The organism is Zestomonas insulae, from assembly GCF_016901015.1.
Classification (GTDB): domain Bacteria; phylum Pseudomonadota; class Gammaproteobacteria; order Pseudomonadales; family Pseudomonadaceae; genus Aquipseudomonas; species Aquipseudomonas insulae.
Genome location: NZ_JAFEUP010000001.1, coordinates 739,570 through 756,167 on the forward strand (window position 1 = coordinate 739,570; position 16,598 = coordinate 756,167).

At 67.1% G+C, this 16,598-nt stretch carries 12 protein-coding genes and 2 tRNA genes; 10 read left to right on the top strand and 4 right to left on the bottom strand.

The genetic code is table 11. The annotated features are described in order from the left end of the window. Positions 1-82: 82 nt before the first annotated feature. Positions 83-2,425, bottom strand: coding sequence for a TonB-dependent siderophore receptor (locus JQX08_RS03595; RefSeq protein WP_204914774.1), 2,343 nt, complete (start codon positions 2,423-2,425; stop codon positions 83-85). A gap of 155 nt (positions 2,426-2,580) precedes the next feature. Between JQX08_RS03595 and JQX08_RS03600 the strand changes: the two genes are divergently transcribed. Then, complete coding sequence (locus JQX08_RS03600; RefSeq protein ID WP_204914776.1) at positions 2,581-3,261, top strand: Fe2+-dependent dioxygenase; 681 nt, start codon at positions 2,581-2,583, stop codon at positions 3,259-3,261. A gap of 2 nt (positions 3,262-3,263) precedes the next feature. After that, the gene (locus tag JQX08_RS03605; RefSeq protein ID WP_204914777.1) at positions 3,264-4,052 is read left to right on the top strand and encodes a tetratricopeptide repeat protein; all 789 of its coding nucleotides are present in this window, start codon (positions 3,264-3,266) and stop codon (positions 4,050-4,052) included. On the opposite strand, the gene JQX08_RS03610 is transcribed toward JQX08_RS03605, so the two are convergent. Further along, entirely contained in the window at positions 4,049-5,449 is a 1,401-nt protein-coding gene (locus tag JQX08_RS03610; RefSeq protein ID WP_204914779.1) for a histidine kinase sensor domain-containing protein, read from the bottom strand. The genes JQX08_RS03605 and JQX08_RS03610 overlap by 4 nt on opposite strands. Beyond that, the gene (locus JQX08_RS03615) at positions 5,446-6,159 is read right to left on the bottom strand and encodes a response regulator transcription factor (RefSeq protein WP_204914781.1); all 714 of its coding nucleotides are present in this window, start codon (positions 6,157-6,159) and stop codon (positions 5,446-5,448) included. Before JQX08_RS03615 ends, JQX08_RS03610 begins: the two co-directional genes overlap by 4 nt. A gap of 115 nt (positions 6,160-6,274) precedes the next feature. On the opposite strand from JQX08_RS03615, the gene JQX08_RS03620 reads away from it, so the two are divergent. Genes JQX08_RS03620 through JQX08_RS03635 form a run of 4 tightly spaced genes read left to right on the top strand, consistent with a single transcriptional unit; the run spans position 6,275 to position 10,907 of the window. After that, positions 6,275-9,022: a response regulator gene (locus JQX08_RS03620; RefSeq protein WP_204914783.1), complete on the top strand. Its 2,748-nt coding sequence runs from the start codon at positions 6,275-6,277 to the stop codon at positions 9,020-9,022. Between the two features lie 9 nt (positions 9,023-9,031). Then, positions 9,032-10,030 (top strand): 2-hydroxyacid dehydrogenase, encoded by a 999-nt coding sequence (locus tag JQX08_RS03625; protein ID WP_204914785.1) that lies wholly within the window; start codon positions 9,032-9,034, stop codon positions 10,028-10,030. A 38-nt stretch (positions 10,031-10,068) separates the two neighbouring features. Continuing rightward, positions 10,069-10,506 carry a hypothetical protein gene (locus JQX08_RS03630; protein WP_204914786.1) on the top strand — a complete coding sequence of 146 codons (438 nt, stop codon included), beginning with the start codon at positions 10,069-10,071 and terminating at the stop codon, positions 10,504-10,506. Then, complete coding sequence (locus JQX08_RS03635; RefSeq protein ID WP_204914788.1) at positions 10,503-10,907, top strand: META domain-containing protein; 405 nt, start codon at positions 10,503-10,505, stop codon at positions 10,905-10,907. Before JQX08_RS03630 ends, JQX08_RS03635 begins: the two co-directional genes overlap by 4 nt. 25 nt (positions 10,908-10,932) lie before the next feature. On the opposite strand, the gene dinB is transcribed toward JQX08_RS03635, so the two are convergent. Beyond that, positions 10,933-11,988, bottom strand: coding sequence for a DNA polymerase IV (dinB, locus tag JQX08_RS03640; RefSeq protein WP_204914789.1), 1,056 nt, complete (start codon positions 11,986-11,988; stop codon positions 10,933-10,935). Between the two features lie 184 nt (positions 11,989-12,172). Here dinB and JQX08_RS03645 point away from each other — a divergent pair. The 4 genes from JQX08_RS03645 (at position 12,173) to JQX08_RS03660 (ending at position 16,557) form a co-directional block, all read left to right on the top strand. Further along, positions 12,173-12,249, top strand: a tRNA-Met gene (locus tag JQX08_RS03645). Between the two features lie 117 nt (positions 12,250-12,366). Next, positions 12,367-12,443, top strand: a tRNA-Met gene (locus JQX08_RS03650). Between the two features lie 203 nt (positions 12,444-12,646). Beyond that, positions 12,647-15,289 (top strand): bifunctional lysylphosphatidylglycerol flippase/synthetase MprF, encoded by a 2,643-nt coding sequence (gene mprF, locus JQX08_RS03655; protein ID WP_204914790.1) that lies wholly within the window; start codon positions 12,647-12,649, stop codon positions 15,287-15,289. Then, entirely contained in the window at positions 15,289-16,557 is a 1,269-nt protein-coding gene (locus JQX08_RS03660; protein ID WP_204914795.1) for a virulence factor family protein, read from the top strand. The genes mprF and JQX08_RS03660 overlap by 1 nt, the downstream gene beginning before the upstream one ends. Positions 16,558-16,598 lie beyond the last annotated feature (41 nt).

Sequence of the window (16,598 nt, forward strand, 5' to 3'; positions counted from 1 at the left end):
TATCCCTTTGCACCGTTTCTTTAAATGACAAAGCCCCGCCGGGATCGCCGGCAGGGCTTGCTCTGGAGCAGCGCGGCTGCGCTTAGAAATGCACGCTGGTGCTGAACAGCGCAGTACGGCCGGCCGCCTGGTTGGCGAAGTGGCTGGCGTAGGCCTTGTCGTAGTAAACCTCGTCGGTGAGGTTCTGCACGTTCAGCTGCAGGTCGACGTTGTTGGTCAGCTTGTAGCTGGCCATCGCGTCGTAGCGCCAGTAGGACGGCACATACAGGGCGTTGTTGGTGTCGCCGAACACGTCGTCCACATAGAAGGCGCCGCCACCGATGGTCAGCTTCGGCATCAGCTCGTAGGTGGTCCACAGGCTGAAGCTGTTCTTCGGCGTGTTGGGCAGTTCGTTGCCCTTGGCGGGGTTGACCGTACTGGTGACCTGGCCATTGCGGTTGCCTACGGCGCCCGGATCGACCAGCTCGCTGTCCAGGTAGCTGTAGCCGGCGAACACCTGCCACTTGTCGGTCAGCTTGCCGCTGGCGGTCAGCTCGATACCGTCGACCCGAGTCTTGCCGGCGTTCTCGTAGGTATAGTTGCTGACCAGCACGCGGGTGTTGTCCTTCTCGGTGCGGAAGATCGCCGCGGTGAGGGACAGGCGGTTGGCGAACAGGTCCCACTTGGTACCCAGCTCGTAGTTGGTGGTCTCTTCCGGCTCCAGGTCGCTGACGATGCTGGTCGGCGTGCCGACGGAGCTCGGCAGCGGGTTGCCATCGGTGCCCTCACCGAGCATGGCGCCCGGCGGCGTCGCCGAGGTGGCGTACGAGGCGTAGACGCTGCCGTTTTCGGCTGGCTTCCACACCAGGCCAATCTGGCCGTTGACGAATTCGCTGGTGTCCGAGGTCTTGAAGGTAGTCGCCCCGGCCGCCGACTTGCTCTTCGAGTCGGTCTGGAAGTTGTCGTAGCGCAGGCCGAGGTTGAGCAGCCATTGCGGGTCCAGCTCGATGGTATCGAACGCGTAGATGGCGCGGGTGTCGCCGGTAGATTCGGTGCTCGCGTAGTTGCGCGAGATGGCGCCGGCCCACGGATCATCCGGATTGGGATTGCTTAGCGAGGTGCAGTTGTAGCCGCTCGGCGCACCAATAGTAGCCGGACGGCATTGCGTGCCCGGATCGGCAGTGGTCACCGGCGTACCCGGGGTGCTGTCGGTGTTCACCGTGTAACTGGAACGGTCCGACTCTTCGCGACTGAGCTCGATGCCGGTGGAGAAGCTGTTCTTGAAGCCGGCCAGCTGGAATTCACCGAACAAGTCGGTCTGATTGGTGGTCGTGGCGGTGTTGCCGACCCGCGTGTTGACGCGACGCCACACACTACCGTTGCGCACGTTGCCCTTACTGTCGTCCGGCTGGGTGAGGATGTAATCCTGCATGCTGTTGCCGTGGCGCAGGGTGTTCTTGATGGTCAGCGCGTCGTTGAGGTCATGCTCGATGGTGAAGGTGGCGATGTCCGCGCGGGTCTTGCGGAAGTCGCGATTGGTCAGACCATAGAAGTTGCTGCTGTCGCCGCCATCGGTCGGTTTGTCGGGGTTGGCCGCGGTGTGCGTGGTGCCCACGGAATAGCCGTACGGAATGCCGGAGTCCGGCAGGTCGTTGCTTTCCATGTGGTAGAAATCGAGGTTGACGCGGGTCGGCGTGCCCAGGCCGAAGGCCAGCGACGGCGCGATGCCCCAGCGGTCGTAGTTGATCGCGTCACGCCCGGCCACGTTGCTCTCGTGGCTCATCAGGTTGAGGCGGCCGGCCGCGGTGTCGGTGAACTGGTAGTTGCCATCCAGGGTGTAGCGCTGGGTCTGGTCGGAGCCCCAGGTGAAGCCGCCGTCGAAGGAATTGCCGAGGTGGGCTTTCTTGGTGACCAGGTTGAGGCTGCCGCCGGCCGAGCCGCGACCACCGAACGACGAGTTCGGGCCCTTGCTGACTTCGATGGATTCGATGTCGAAGATTTCGCGGGTCTGCGCGCCGGTGTCGCGCACGCCGTCGAGGTAGGTGTCGCTCTGCGCGTCGAAACCACGGATGAACGGACGATCGCCTTGCGGGTTGCCGCCTTCACCGGCGCCCATGGTGATGCCTGGCACAGTGCGCAGGGCGTCCTGCAGGGACAGCGCCGCGGTGTCCTTGATCACCTGCTGCGGCACCACGGTCACCGCGCGCGGCGTATCGACCAGCGGCGCGGTGTACTTCTGCGACTGGGCTTTCTCGACCTGATAGCTGGTCTCATCCGCCTTCTCGCCCACCACGCTGGTGGCATCCAGCGACACCACGCTCTTCCCGTTCTTCTCCGGTTCGGCGGCGTGCAGCACCGGCGAAGCCGACAGAGCCGAGATGGCCACCCCAATGGCCGAAGCCAACAAACGCTGATTGGAACCCGCAAATTCTGGCTGACGCGACACCTTGCTTCCCTCCCCACAGGGTTTCAGAGGCCGCGGAATTTAATTGATAAAAATTCGCATTCAGATTTCTTTTACAATATTTACAAACTGTAACGACCCCGGCCTGAATGAAAATAAATACTATTCACGCCTCTCGGAATTGACGGGTATTGCCCATGCTTCTGCACATCCAGGACCTCTTCAGCGCGGACGAGGTCAGCCGTATTCGCGAGGCCCTGGAACAGGCCGAATGGGCGGACGGCAAGCTCACCGCGGGTTATCAGTCGGCGAAGAGCAAGCACAACCAGCAACTCGAGGAAGGCCACCCGCTGGCCAAGGAAATCGGCGGCGCGCTGCTGCAGCGCCTATGGCGCCACCCGCAGTTCATCTCCGCTGCCCTGCCGCTCAAGGTCTACCCGCCGCTATTTAACCGCTACAGCGATGGCGGTGCCTTTGGCTACCACATCGACAACGCTATTCGCCCAATCAAGGGCAGCCCGGAACAGGTCCGCACCGACATCTCCGCCACCCTGTTCCTCAGCGACCCGGACAGCTACGACGGCGGCGAACTGGTGATTCAGGACACCTTCGGTACCCACCGGGTGAAACTGCCCGCCGGCGAACTGGTGATCTACCCGGCGAGCAGCCTGCACCGGGTCGAGCCGGTCACCCGCGGTGTGCGCCTGGCCTCGTTCTTCTGGATCCAGAGCATGGTCCGCGAAGACAGTCAGCGCGCCCTGCTGTTCGAGATGGACCAGGCCATCCAGAGCCTGACTCGCGATGTCCCCGAGCATCCGGCGCTGCTGCAGCTGACCGGCAGCTACCACAACCTGCTGCGCCGCTGGGCGGATACCTGAGCATGACGACCCTGCGCAAACGCGACGAAATCCTCACCGCCGACGAACTGCGCCAGCGCCTGGCCGACGACCCGCGCCAGGCGGCGCGGGTCATCGTCAGCGCCGCCGGCGAAGGATTGCCGGAGGCGCAGCTTCTGCTCGGCCAGATTCTCCTGGACGGCCGCGGCATCGAGCGCGACCCGTCCCTCGCGCGCCGCTGGTTCGGCATCGCCGCGGCCAGTGGCGACGCCATGGCCTGCAACATGCTCGGCCGCTGCCTGGAGCATGGCTGGGGCGGCGCGGTCGACTCGCCTGCGGCGGCGCAGCAGTACCGCCGCGCCGCCGCGGCCGGGCTGGACTGGGCGATGTACAACCTGGCCGGCCTGCTGGCCCGCGGGCATGGCGTGGAAGAGGATCAGCAGGCGGCCTTCGCCTGGTACCTCCGGGCCGCCGAGCTTGGGCATGCCAAGGCGATGAACCTGGTCGGCCGCTATTACGAGGAAGGCCTCGCCGTCGAGCGTGACGCCCGCGTCGCCGTGGACTGGTACCGGCGCTCGGCCGAGGCCGGTGATTTTCGCGGCCAGTTCAGCTATGCCTCGGTGCTGGCGCAGCAGGGCCAGGTCGCGGAAGCGGTGACCTGGCTGGAACAGGCCCTGGCCGGCGGCAACCTCAACTTCCTGCGCGTCTGTCGCAGTGGCCTGCTCGCCGCGCCGCAGGCGGAGATTCGTGCGCTCGCCCCAGCCTACTACGCGCGTGCCGCCGAGCTCGGCGATGACACGGACCGCCTCGCCCAGTCCGAGCTGCTGCGCTAGAGCAGTGGCGCCCGAGCCACGCCGTTCTCGACCGGCGGGCCGACATCGGCCGGTGCATCCGCCGCCGGCAGGCAGATGTGGATGCACAAACCCGGTTCCAAGCGCTCGGCCCACACCTTGCCGCCCTGCAGGGCGATGGCATTGCGGGCGATGCTCATCCCCAGACCGAAACCGCCGTCGCCGGGCCGCGCGCTGTCGAGGCGCACGAAGGGTTCGAAGATGCGCTCCAGATGCGCCTCCGGCACACCCGGGCCCTGATCCTGCAGGCGCAGGTGCCACATGTCGCCCTCGCGCTGCCCGTCCAGACGCAACACGCCGTCGGCCGGCGAGTGGCGGATGGCGTTGCGCAGCAGGTTCTCCAACGCCTGCGCCAAGCTATTGAGGTTGACGCGCAGCAGGCAGCGCTCATCCAGGCTGCATTGCAATTGCGCCGCCGGCCAGGCGGTTTCGAAGCAGGCATCGTCGGCGAGCATGTCCCACAGCCGCACCAGGGCGACGGTCTCGGCCGGCAAATGCGGGCGCTCGGCGTCCATCCAGGCCAGCTCGAGGGTATTGGCGACCAGCCGCTGCATGATCTCCACCTCGCGCTGCAGGCGCTGACGCAGCGCCGCCACATCGCCCTCGCGCTCATAGGCGACCTGCAGGCGACTCAACGGGGTGCGCAGCTCATGGGACAGGTCGCTGAGCAAGCGACGCTGATAGCGCACAGTGCCCTGCAGGCGATCGGCCATGTGATCGAAGGCGCGGCCGAGCTCGCCCAGTTCGTCCTTGCGCAGGGTAATCGGTTCGCCGACCCGCGCCGACAGGTCGTCGCGGCTCAGCGCGTTGGCCTGCTCGCGCAGGCCGCGCAACGGCACGATGAACAGCCAGTACAGGCCGACGCACAGCAGCAGCGCGAGCAGCCCCGGGACCAGCTTCTGGAACACGAAGAACAGCAGCGGGCGCGGCCCCCACGGACTGAAGCGCGGCGGCAGTTCCATCACCAGACGCCCGGACTGATCGGCGAAGGGGATGCTGAGCACCCGCGGCGAGGGCGTTTCGCGGCCCATCGACCAGTCGAGCTGGCGCACGAAACCGAGGCGCTCGCGTTCGCGCGGGGCCAACTCGGTGTTGCCCAGCGAATGCAGCTCGTCGTCCACCGCCACCGCCCACACCTGCTCCTGCTCGCGCAGTTGCAGCAGATAACGCTCCAGACCGTCCGCGCCCTCCTCGCGCCACGCCGCATGCGCCTGCGCCGCATAACCGCGCAGGACATCGCGGGCCGACTCGGACAGGTGCGAGGTCTGCTCGCCGATCAGCCGGCCCCAGGCCAGGCTGAGGGTGATCACCAGCAGGCAGAAGCCGACCAGCAGCACCGCCAGCTTCCAGAACAACGAATGCCGCCCGGGCAGCCTCATGGGGCCATCCGCGTCAGCATGTAGCCCTTGCCCCACACCGTCTCCACCCGTCCGGCGCTGTAGCCGATGGTCTGCAATTTGCGGCGGATATGGCTGACGTGCATGTCCAGGCTGCGGTCGTGCAGCGCGAACGGCCGATGCAGCACCTGCTGATAAAGGAAGGCCTTGCTCAGCACCTCCTCGGCATGCCGTGCGAGGAAGGTCAGCAGGCGGTACTCGCTGGGCGTGAGCGCCGCCCACTGGCCATCCAGACGCACGTCGGAGCGGCCTTCATCGAAGTGCAGCTGCGGATCGAGCTGCGTGGTCGGCGGCGATTCCTTGCGCTCGTAGGCGACGCGGCGCAGCACCGCGTCAATACGCACCGCCATCTCGCCCATGCTGAACGGCTTCGGCAGGTAGTCGTCGGCGCCCTGGCTGAAGCCGAGGATGCGGTCCTGCTCGGCACCCAGTGCCGACATCAGGATCACCGGCACCTTGCACTGCTTGCGCAGCGTGCCCAGCACGTCGAGGCCGTTGCTGCCGGGCAGCAGGATGTCCATGAGGATCAGGTCGAAATCCTGCTGGCTGGCCAGATCGAGCACTTCGTCGCCGGAGTGCCGCAGCGTTACGTCGAAGCCACGCTGGCACAGATGCTCATGCAGGTGGGCGGCGAGCAACGGGTCGTCCTCGACGGCGAGAATCCGCGCCGTGGGGCGGCAATGGGCTTGCATAGGCGATAACCACGCGAATGAGAATAAATCTGCTTTGCGTATTCTGACAAAAGCACAGGCAGATTCCCATCCGACGAATCGCTACACTGCCGAAAAACCATAAGGAAGCGCTGGCGTGTTCAAGGATCTGGGCCTCAAGGGCCGCGTACTGCTGCTCAGCCTGCTGCCCACCAGCCTGATGGCGTTGGGCCTGGGCAGCTACTTCACCTGGATTCAGCTGGAAGAGCTGGAAGGCCAGTTGCTGCAACGCGGCCGCATGATCGCCGAACACCTCGCCCCGCTGGCCGCGCCCGCCCTGGCACGCAGCGACGCCCAGCAGCTCGACCGGATCGCCCGGCAGACCCTTGAGCAGGCGGACATGCGCAGCGTCAGCTTCCTCAGCGCCGAACACGCGCTGCTGGCCAGCGCCGGGCCGAGCATGCTCAACCAGCTGCCGAGCAGCGACGGCAACCACCTGGCGCTGCGCAGCGGCAACGACGCGACGCGCTTCCTGCTGCCGGTGTTCGGCCGCCACAACAGCCTCAGCGACGAGCAGCTGCCGGAAGACGGCGAACGCCTGCTCGGCTGGGTCGAGCTGGAAATCTCCCACCACAGCACCTTGCTGCGCGGCTACCGCGGCCTATTCACCAGCCTGCTGCTGGTCGCCGCCGGTCTGATCATCACCGCGCTGCTGGCGATCCGCATGAGCCGCGCCATCGGTGAGCCGCTACGGCAGATCAAGCAGGGCGTCGCGCTGCTCAAGGAAGGCCGCCTGGAAACCCGCCTGCCGGCACTCGGCAGCCAGGAGATGGACGAAGTCGCCTCGGGCATCAATCGCATGGCCGAGTCGCTGCAGAACGCCCAAGAAGAACTGCAGCACAGCGTCGAACAGGCCACCGAAGACGTGCGGCAGAACCTCGAGACCATCGAGATCCAGAACATCGAGCTGGACTTCGCGCGCAAGGAGGCCCTGGAAGCGAGCCGCATCAAGTCCGAGTTCCTCGCCAACATGAGCCACGAGATCCGCACCCCGCTCAACGGCATCCTCGGTTTCACCCGGCTGCTGCAGAAAAGCGAGCTGACCCCGCGCCAGCAGGACTACCTGGGCACCATCGAGAAGTCCGCCGACAGCCTGCTCGGCATCATCAACGAGGTGCTGGATTTCTCGAAGATCGAGGCCGGCAAGCTGGTGCTCGAGCACATCCCGTTCAACCTCCGCGACCTGATCCAGGACGCCCTCACCCTGCTTGCCCCCACCGCCCACGCCAAGCAGCTCGAGCTGGTCAGCCTGATCTACCGCGACACCCCGCTGGCGCTGGTCGGCGACCCGCAGCGGCTCAAGCAGATCCTCACCAACCTGATCAGCAACGCGATCAAGTTCACCCACAACGGCACCATCGCCATCCGTGCCATGGTCGAGGCGGAAAGCGCCGAGCGCGCCCAGCTGCGCATCAGCGTGCAGGACACCGGCATCGGCCTCGCCGAAGAGGAGCTGCGCAACCTGTTCCAGGCGTTCAGCCAGGCCGACAACTCGCTGACCCGGCAGACCGGTGGCACCGGCCTCGGCCTGGTAATTTCCAAGCGCCTGGTCGAGCAGATGGGCGGCGAGATCGGCGTCACCAGCATGCCGGACGAGGGCTCGGAGTTCTGGATCAGCCTCAGCCTGCCGAAGGCCCGCGACGACGCCGACAGCCTCTCGCGCAGCGCCCTGCAGGGCCGCCGCGCGGTGCTGCTGGAGCGCCACGACCTAGCCCGCCAGGCGCTACACCACCAGCTGGAAGACCACGGTCTGCAGGTGCAGCACTGCGCCAGCCTCGACGCGCTGCTCGAGCACGTCGCGGCGCAGCGCCACAGCGGCCAGCCGATCGACATCGCCGTGCTCGGGGTGAATGCCCAGGATCTGCCGCCGGAGCGCCTGCGCCAGCACATCTGGGACCTCGAGCGGCTGGACTGCAAGAGCCTGGTGCTGTGCCCGACCACTGAGCAGGCGCTGTACCAGGAGCTGCTGCCGGAGACCACCAGCCAGGTGCAGGCCAAGCCGGCCTGCGCGCGCAAGATCCAGCAGACCCTGCTGCAGCTGTTCGCCCCGCGCGTGGCCCGTGCCGAAGCGCCGGCGCCGCTGGCCAGCCGCGCCCCGCGTCTGCTCTGCGTCGACGACAACCCGGCCAACCTGCTGCTGGTGAAGACCCTGCTGGAAGACCTCGGCGCCGAAGTGCAGGCGGTCGATAGCGGCCAGGCAGCGCTCGACTGCGTCAAACACACGGCCTTCGACCTGGTGTTCATGGACGTGCAAATGCCCGGCATGGACGGCCGCCAGACCACCGAAGCGATCCGCCAGTGGGAAAGCGATCAGGAGCGTGTGGCCCTGCCGATCATCGCCCTCACCGCCCATGCGCTGGCCAACGAAAAACGCGCGCTGCTGCAGGCCGGCATGGACGACTACCTGACCAAGCCGATCCGCGAGCGCCAGCTGGCCCAGGTGGTGCTCAAGTGGACCGGCCTGGCGCTGCGCAATCACGGCCCGGAGCGCGCGCCGGAACCGGTCGCGGTCAGCCTCGGCATCCTCGATGCCGAGGAAGGCCTGCGCCTGGCGGCCGGCAAGGTCGACCTGGCCGCCGACATGCTCAGCATGCTGCTCGCCGGCCTGCCGGGCGACCGCCAGGCGATTCGCCAGGCCCGCGACAGCGGCGACCGCGCGGCACTGATCGAGCGCGTGCATCGTCTGCACGGCGCGACCCGCTATTGCGGTGTGCCGCAGCTGCGCGCGGCGTGCAACCGCAGTGAAACCCTGCTCAAGCAGAATGATCCGACGGCCGCCGAGGCCCTCGACGAACTGGACGCGGCGATCGAACGCCTGGCCGCCGAAGCCAAGGTCGACGCCTGAGGATTCCCGATGCGCATCATCCTGTTCAGCAGCCAGACCTACGACCGCGACAGCTTTCTCGCCGAAGCGCGGCCGCAGGACCTCGACCTGCTGTTCCGCCAGGTGCGCCTCGAACCCGATACCGCCGCACTGGCGCAGGGCTGCGAGGTGGTCTGCGCGTTTATCAACGATGACCTGTCCGCCCCGGTGCTGGAGCGCCTGGCCGCCGGCGGCACGCGGCTGATCGCGCTGCGCTCGGCCGGCTACAACCATGTCGACCTGCCGACCGCCGAACGCCTCGGCCTCACCGTGGTACGCGTGCCCGCCTACTCGCCGCACGCCGTCGCCGAGCATGCGGTGGCGCTGATCCTGGCCCTCAACCGACGTCTGCACCGCGCCTACAACCGTACCCGCGAAGGCGACTTCACCCTGCACGGGCTAACCGGCTTCGACCTGCACGGCAAGCGCGTCGGGGTGATCGGCACCGGGCAGATCGGCGAGACCTTCGCGCGCATCATGGCCGGCTTCGGTTGCGAGCTGCTGGCCTACGACCCGTATCCCAATCCGGCGGTGAGCGCCCTCGGCGCCCGTTACCTGCCCCTCGACGCACTGCTCGAGCAGGCGCAGATCGTCAGCCTGCACTGCCCGCTGACCCCGGCCACTCGTCACCTGATCAATCCCGCCAGCCTGCAGCGCATGCAGCCTGGCGCCATGCTGATCAACACCGGGCGCGGCGCGCTGGTCGATACCCCGGCGCTGGTCGAGGCGCTGAAGAGCGGCCAGCTCGGCTACCTCGGCCTCGATGTCTACGAAGAGGAAGCTACCCTTTTCTTCGAGGACCGCTCCGACCTGCCGCTGCAGGACGACGTGCTGGCCCGCCTGCTGACCTTCCCCAACGTCATCGTCACCGCGCACCAGGCCTTCCTGACCCGCGAGGCGCTGGCGGCGATTGCCGCGACGACCCTGGCGAACATCGCCGCCTGGCGCAGCGGCAGCCCGCAGAATCGGGTCGAAGCCGGTCAGGCGTAGTAGGATGGCGCCCCTTTTTTCCGACCGAGCCCGCTGCCATGGCCGAACATGATTTCCGCTACACCCTGCTGCGTCCCGAGCACACCCTGATCGAGTGCCGTTCGCTGACGCCCGGCCGCTTCCAGGTGACGGGCAATGGCGGCGCGATCCGCGCCGGCGACACCCTGCTGGTGACCCTCAAGGGCAGCCGCGAGCTGAGCATGACCCTGACCGTGGACAAGGTCCGCCACCTGATCAGCCCGCCCGGACAATGGACGGCCACCGCAGCCGGACCGAACTTCCGCGAGCTGTCGATCCTCAATTGGCAGGTCCACTGCGACAGTTGCGCCAAGCAGCTGGATTTCGAATTCGCCGTCGACCCCAGCCTCGGTGAAGCGGCACGCGCGCCGGCCGCCGAAGCCCGTATTCGCGAACTGAAATGGCAATCGCACAACGGTCATCACCTGTGCCCGACCTGCCAGAAGGAGGCCTCATGAAACACAGCGTCATCCTCGTTGCCCTGGCCGCAGGCCTGAGCGGCTGCGCCAGCGATGCGATCACCCTCGAGCAGGACACCGCCTACCAGGTGGAGTGGCTGGGCGAGCGCCCGTTGATCGATCGCAGCCACCTCACCGTGACCCTCGGCAAGGACGGTCGCGCCTACGGCAACGCCGGCTGCAATCACTGGTTCGCCAGCTATCAGCTGGACGGCGAGAAGATCAGCTTCAGCCAGGCCGGCAGTACCCGCAAGATGTGCGCCCCGGCGCTGATGGAGCAGGAACAGCGCTTCCTCGAGCTGCTCGGCAAGGTGCAGCGCTGGGATATGTCGGCGACCGACCAGCTGCGCCTGTGGCCGGAAACCGGCAAGCCGATGCGCCTGTGGCCCGAGAAAGGCTGAGCCGGCTCTCAGCCCGCCGCACGGCCTAGTGCGCAAACAGCTCGAGCTGCTCGCTGACCCCGCGCAGATCGGTCAGCCGCACTCCCACACCAAGCAGGCGCACCGGCTTCTCGCCGCGCGCGTAGGCCTGCCCGAGCAGCAGCCGGTAGCTGTCCAGATCGCGCGACGCGCCGGCCTGCTCCAGGGTGGTCTGAGTGAAGTCGTGGAACTTGATCTTCACGAACGGCTTGTCCGGCCGGTAACTGCTGTCCAGCCGCGCCATGCGCACGCTGAGCTGCTCGAGCAGCTCAGGCAGGCGCTCCAGGCACGCACCGAGATCGGGCAGGTCCTGATCGTAAGTGGTCTCCACGCTGACCGACTGGCGCCGACTGTCCACCTGCACGCGGCGCTCGTCGATGCCACGCGCCAGGTTCCACAGGCGTTCGCCGAAACTGCCGAACTCGCGCGCCAGCGCCAGCCGCTCCCAGTCGCGCAATTCCAGACAGGTGCGAATGCCGAGGCGCGCGAGCTTGTCGGCGGTGACCTTGCCGACGCCGTGCAACTTGCTCACCGGCAGCGCGGCGACGAATTCCTCGACCTGGTTTGGGGTGATGACGAACAGGCCGTCGGGCTTGCGCCAGTCACTGGCGATCTTGGCCAGGAACTTGTTCGGCGCGACGCCGGCCGACACGGTGATGTGCAACTGCATCGCCACGCGCCGGCGGATGTCCTGCGCGATGCGCGTGGCGCTACCGGAGAAATGCGGGCTGTCGGATACGTCGAGGTAAGCCTCGTCGAGCGACAGGGGTTCAATCAGCTCGGTGTACTCGCGGAAGATGCCGTGGATTTCCCGCGACACTTCCTTATAGACCTCCATGCGCGGGCGCACGATGAGCAGGTCCGGGCACAGTTTCAGCGCCTGCCCCGACGGCATTGCCGAGCGCACGCCCCAAGCGCGCGCCTCATAGTTGCAGGTGGCGATCACCCCACGACGGTCCGCGGCGCCGCCAACCGCCATCGGCCGATTGGCCAGACTCGGGTCGTCGCGCATCTCGATGGCGGCATAGAAGCAATCCGCGTCGATATGAATGATCTTGCGCACTGAAAGTCCGTCGACTGGCTGATGGGAACGCACGGCAGAGGCCGCTTCAGCGGCGGCGAAAGCCCCGCGCGGCACGGCCTGAAGCCCGAAAGTGTAGCACCCGAAATGCGCTAAATATCTGAGCCTAAAACACTTTTTTCCAGAATTAGGTTGACAGAGCAACGCTCTGGCGTAGAATGGCCGGCGCGGGATGGAGCAGTCTGGTAGCTCGTCGGGCTCATAACCCGAAGGTCGTTGGTTCAAATCCAGCTCCCGCAACCACCTTCATCAAAAAGGCCACTCTTCGGAGTGGCCTTTTTGTTTTGGCTCGCGTTAAGCCTTTGATCAGAAAAACAAATCAGCGATTGACAGGCTCGCTTTGCTGAGTAGAATGGCCGGCGCGGGATGGAGCAGTCTGGTAGCTCGTCGGGCTCATAACCCGAAGGTCGTTGGTTCAAATCCAGCTCCCGCAACCAATTTAAAGCCCCGATTGCTTACGCAATCGGGGCTTTTTGCGTTCTGGGCTTTTCACTCCACAACGGGACGCCCGCGGCCGCCTCGGCTAGCCTTCTCACGGAGCGCTGCCGAGGCCACCGGCAAATCAAAGAAATATCGTGCCGCCCCTTGGTAACCTAGCGCCTCGCCCCCACTCAGTGGCGCACTACCAATGAGGGTTCCCATGCGCGCCCCTTCGCCCGCTCCGCACCAGGCTCCAGCTTCCCCCGTTCACCCCAGCCGCCTGCGCTGGCTCGACCGTATCAGCGCCTATCGACAGCCGCTCAGCCTGGCACTCGGCCTGCTGCTGTTCGTCATGGCCTTGGTCGCCTGTCGCCACCTGCTCGATGAGCTCGACCCCGCGGCGCTGCGCGAAGCGTTGCTCGCCGTACCGCTGAGTGCGCTGTTCGGCGCCCTGGCGGCGACCGTGGTCGGCTTTATTGTGCTGCTCGGCTACGAATGGTCGGCCAGCCGCTACGCCGATGTGCAGCTGCGTCCTGGCGCCCTGGCGCTTGGTGGCTTCAGCGCCTTCGCGATCGGCAACGCAGTCGGCCTGTCGCTGCTCTCTGGCGGCTCGGTGCGCTATCGCCTGTACAGCCGCAGTGGCCTGGGCGCCGGCGAGGTGGCGCAGATGTCGCTGTTCGCCAGCCTGTCACTGGGCTGCGCGCTGCCCTTGCTCGCCGCCCTGGCCTTGCTCAGCAACCTCTCCGGCGCCGCAGCCGCGCTGCACCTGTCGTCCACGCTGCTGGCCGGAGTGGCCGGCGCCGTGCTGCTCGGTTATGCCGCGCTGGCCGTGCTGATCCAGCGCCACCGCCTGCCCGAGCAGCCGATGGCGCAGAACCTGCTGGTGCAGTTCGGCCGCAGCACGCTGCGCCTGCCAGGCTGGCGTCTGACCGCGCTGCAGTTGCTGATCACCGCGCTGGATGTCTGCGCGGCGGCCACCGTGCTCTACCTGTTGCTGCCGGAAGCGCCACCATTCGCGGCCTTCCTGCTGGTCTACCTGTTGGCCCTGGCGGCCGGCGTGCTCAGCCACGTGCCCGGCGGCGTCGGGGTGTTCGAGGCGGTGATCCTCGCTGCCTTCAGCGGACAGATTGATGCCGCGCCACTGGCCGCTGCGCTGCTGCTGTATCGGCTGATCTACGTGGTGTTGCCACTGCTGGTCGCCTGCCTGGTGCTGCTCGGTGTGGAAGCCCGTCGCCTGGTGTCCAGCCAGACGGTGCGCGCCGCCTCTGGCCTCGGCGCGCCAGTGCTGGCCCTGCTGGTGTTCATTTCCGGGGTGGTGCTGCTGTTCTCCGGGGCGACCCCGGAGATCGACACGCGCCTCGAACACATGGGCTTTCTGATTCCGCACCGGTTGATCGACGCCTCGCACCTCGGCGCCAGCCTGATCGGCGTGCTCTGCCTGCTGCTCGCCCAAGGCCTGCGCCGCCGCCTCTCCGCCGCCTGGGCGCTGACCCTGGTGCTGCTCTTGATCGGTGCCCTGCTCTCGCTGCTCAAGGGGTTCGACTGGGAAGAAGCCAGCCTGCTGACCCTCACCGCCAGCCTACTCGCGCTGTTCCGTCGCTCTTTCTACCGGCCCAGCCGCCTGCTCGAGCTGCCGTTCTCCTGGCTGTACCTGGTCGCCAGCGCCTCGGTGGTCGCCGCGTCGATATGGTTGCTGCTATTCGCCTACCAGGACGTGCCCTACGAGCACGAACTGTGGTGGCAGTTCGCGCTGGATGCCGAGGCACCGCGCGCCCTGCGTGCCGCCCTCGGCAGCGCGCTACTGCTCGCCGTGCTGGCGCTGGCCTGGTTGCTGCGCACCGCACCGCCGGTGATTCGCCAGCCGGATGACAGCGAACTGGCGCGCGCCGCCGGCATCCTGAAAAGCTCCGACCAACCGGACGGCGGCCTGGCCCTGACCGGCGACAAGGCGCTGCTGTTCCACCCCGGCGAGCAGGGTGACGACGCCTACCTGATGTATGCACGGCGCGGACGCAGCATGGTCGCGCTGTTCGACCCGATCGGCCCGCCCCGCCAGCGCGCCGAGCTGATCTGGCAGTTCCGCGACCTCTGCGACCTGCACCACGCCCGCCCGGTGTTCTACCAGGTGCGCGCGGAAAGCCTGCCGTTCTACATGGACATCGGCCTGACCGCGATCAAGCTCGGCGAAGAGGCGCGCGTCGACCTGCCGCGCTTCGACCTCGAGGCCAAGGGCAAGGAGATGAAGGACCTGCGCTACACCTGGAACCGCGGCCAGCGCGATGGTCTCGAAATGCACATCTACCCGGCCGGCGAAGCACCGCTGGACGAACTGCAGCCAATCTCCGACGCCTGGCTGCTGGGCAAGAACGTGCGCGAGAAAGGCTTCTCCCTCGGCCGCTTCAGCCCTGACTACCTGCGCCACTTCCGCATTGCCGTGGTGCGCTTCCAGGGCCGCGTGGTGGCCTTCGCCAACCTGCTGGAAACCGGCAGCCAGGAATTGGCCAGCCTCGACCTGATGCGCTCCGCGCCGGACGCGCCGAAGCTGACCATGGAGTTCCTCATGCTCGGCCTGATCCTGCACTTCAAGGGCGAGGGCTATAAGCGCTTCAGTCTCGGCATGGTGCCGCTGTCCGGCCTGCAGCCGCGACGCGGCGCGCCGCTGACTCAGCGCCTCGGCTCGCTGGTGTTCCGCCGCGGCGAGCAGCTCTACAACTTCCAGGGCCTGCGTCGCTTCAAGGACAAGTTCCAGCCGGACTGGGAGCCGCGCTACATGGCCGTGCCGGCGGGCCTCGACCCGCTGGTGGCCCTCGCCGATACCGCCGCGCTGATCGCCGGCGGCCTGACCGGACTGGTGAAACGCTGATGTTGAAACGTTACTGGCGCCATACCCTGGCCACCGCCGCGCTGCTGCTGATCGGCATCGCCCTGCTGCTGTGGAGCCGCAGCCCCGGCCAGCCGCGGGTTGAGCACCGGCAGCTGGCCGATGGCAGCCCGTTGACCCTGGTCACCCCGAAGGGCCAGGCGCGCCATCAGGTGGTCATCGCGGTACCGGATGAGCAATCGCTGAGCGATGCGCAGCTGTTGGCGCTGAGCCAGGACGGCCAGGCGCGCCTGGTGCAGTTCTTCCTAGTCGCCGACGCCGACTGCGCTGCGCAGCAGGCGCGCCTGCACGCGGTGCTGGAACAGCTCGGCGCGGCGCCCACGGCGCTCGCCGGGATCGGCTCGGGTGCCAACCTGGCCTGGCGCTGGCTGGCCGGGCAGAACGACGACAAGGCTCACGCGCTGTCGGTGGCGTTCGACCTCGACGCCGACAAGTGCGCCACGCCGCTGCCGAACAAGGCCGCGCATGGCCACTGGCTGGCGGCCTGGAACGACAACCCGACCGACGCCAGCGCGCGCTTCGCCCGCGAGCAGAGCAACGCGGAAACCATCATCAGCGACTACGACACGCCGCTCACCGAAGTACTCTACGCCCAGCTGCGCCACCTGCTGCAGGGCGACGACGACAGCATGCCGGTGGTCGAGGTGCCCGCGGCGCAGGCCAGTGAGACGGTCACCCTGTTCTACTCCGGCGACGGCGGCTGGCGCGACCTGGACCGCGACGTCGCCGAGCAGATGGCCAAGCGCGGCTATCCGGTGGTCGGCATCGATGCGCTGCGCTACTACTGGCAGCACAAGAGCCCGGAGCAGAGCGCCCAGGACCTGGCCAAGCTGATGCAGCGGTACCGCGACCAGTGGGGCGCCAAGCGCTTCGTGCTGACCGGCTACTCCTTCGGCGCCGATGTGCTGCCGGCGATCTACAACCACCTGCAGGCCAAGGACCAGCAGCAGGTCGATGCGCTGCTGCTGATCGCCCTGGCGCGCAGCGGCAGCTTCGAGATCGAGGTCGAGGGCTGGCTGGGCAAGGCCGGCGCGGAAGCCGCCACAGGCCCGGAATTGGCCAAGCTGCCTGCCGCCAAGGTGCTCTGCGTGTACGGCAAGGAAGAGGCTGCGGAAAGCGGCTGCACACAGCCCGGCGCGGTGGGCGAACGCCTGGAGCTGCCCGGCGGCCATCATTTCGACGAGAATTACCCGGCCCTCGCCGAGCGCCTGCTGAAAGCCGTGCAGCAGCGTCAGGGTGCCGCACCGTAGGACACGCCAGCGCCACGAGCGGTTAAGCTGATCACGTCGCC

Bases quoted from the DNA above. Each gene is read 5' to 3' on its own strand.
- JQX08_RS03600 (WP_204914776.1), top strand. From the start codon at position 2,581: ATGCTTCTGCACATCCAGGACCTCTTCAGCGCGGACGAGGTCAGCCGT.
- JQX08_RS03605 (WP_204914777.1), top strand. From the start codon at position 3,264: ATGACGACCCTGCGCAAACGCGACGAAATCCTCACCGCCGACGAACTG.
- JQX08_RS03610 (WP_204914779.1), bottom strand. From the start codon at position 5,449: ATGAGGCTGCCCGGGCGGCATTCGTTGTTCTGGAAGCTGGCGGTGCTG.
- JQX08_RS03615 (WP_204914781.1), bottom strand. From the start codon at position 6,159: ATGCAAGCCCATTGCCGCCCCACGGCGCGGATTCTCGCCGTCGAGGAC.
- JQX08_RS03625 (WP_204914785.1), top strand. From the start codon at position 9,032: ATGCGCATCATCCTGTTCAGCAGCCAGACCTACGACCGCGACAGCTTT.
- JQX08_RS03630 (WP_204914786.1), top strand. From the start codon at position 10,069: ATGGCCGAACATGATTTCCGCTACACCCTGCTGCGTCCCGAGCACACC.
- JQX08_RS03635 (WP_204914788.1), top strand. From the start codon at position 10,503: ATGAAACACAGCGTCATCCTCGTTGCCCTGGCCGCAGGCCTGAGCGGC.
- mprF (WP_204914790.1), top strand. From the start codon at position 12,647: ATGCGCGCCCCTTCGCCCGCTCCGCACCAGGCTCCAGCTTCCCCCGTT.
- JQX08_RS03660 (WP_204914795.1), top strand. From the start codon at position 15,289: ATGTTGAAACGTTACTGGCGCCATACCCTGGCCACCGCCGCGCTGCTG.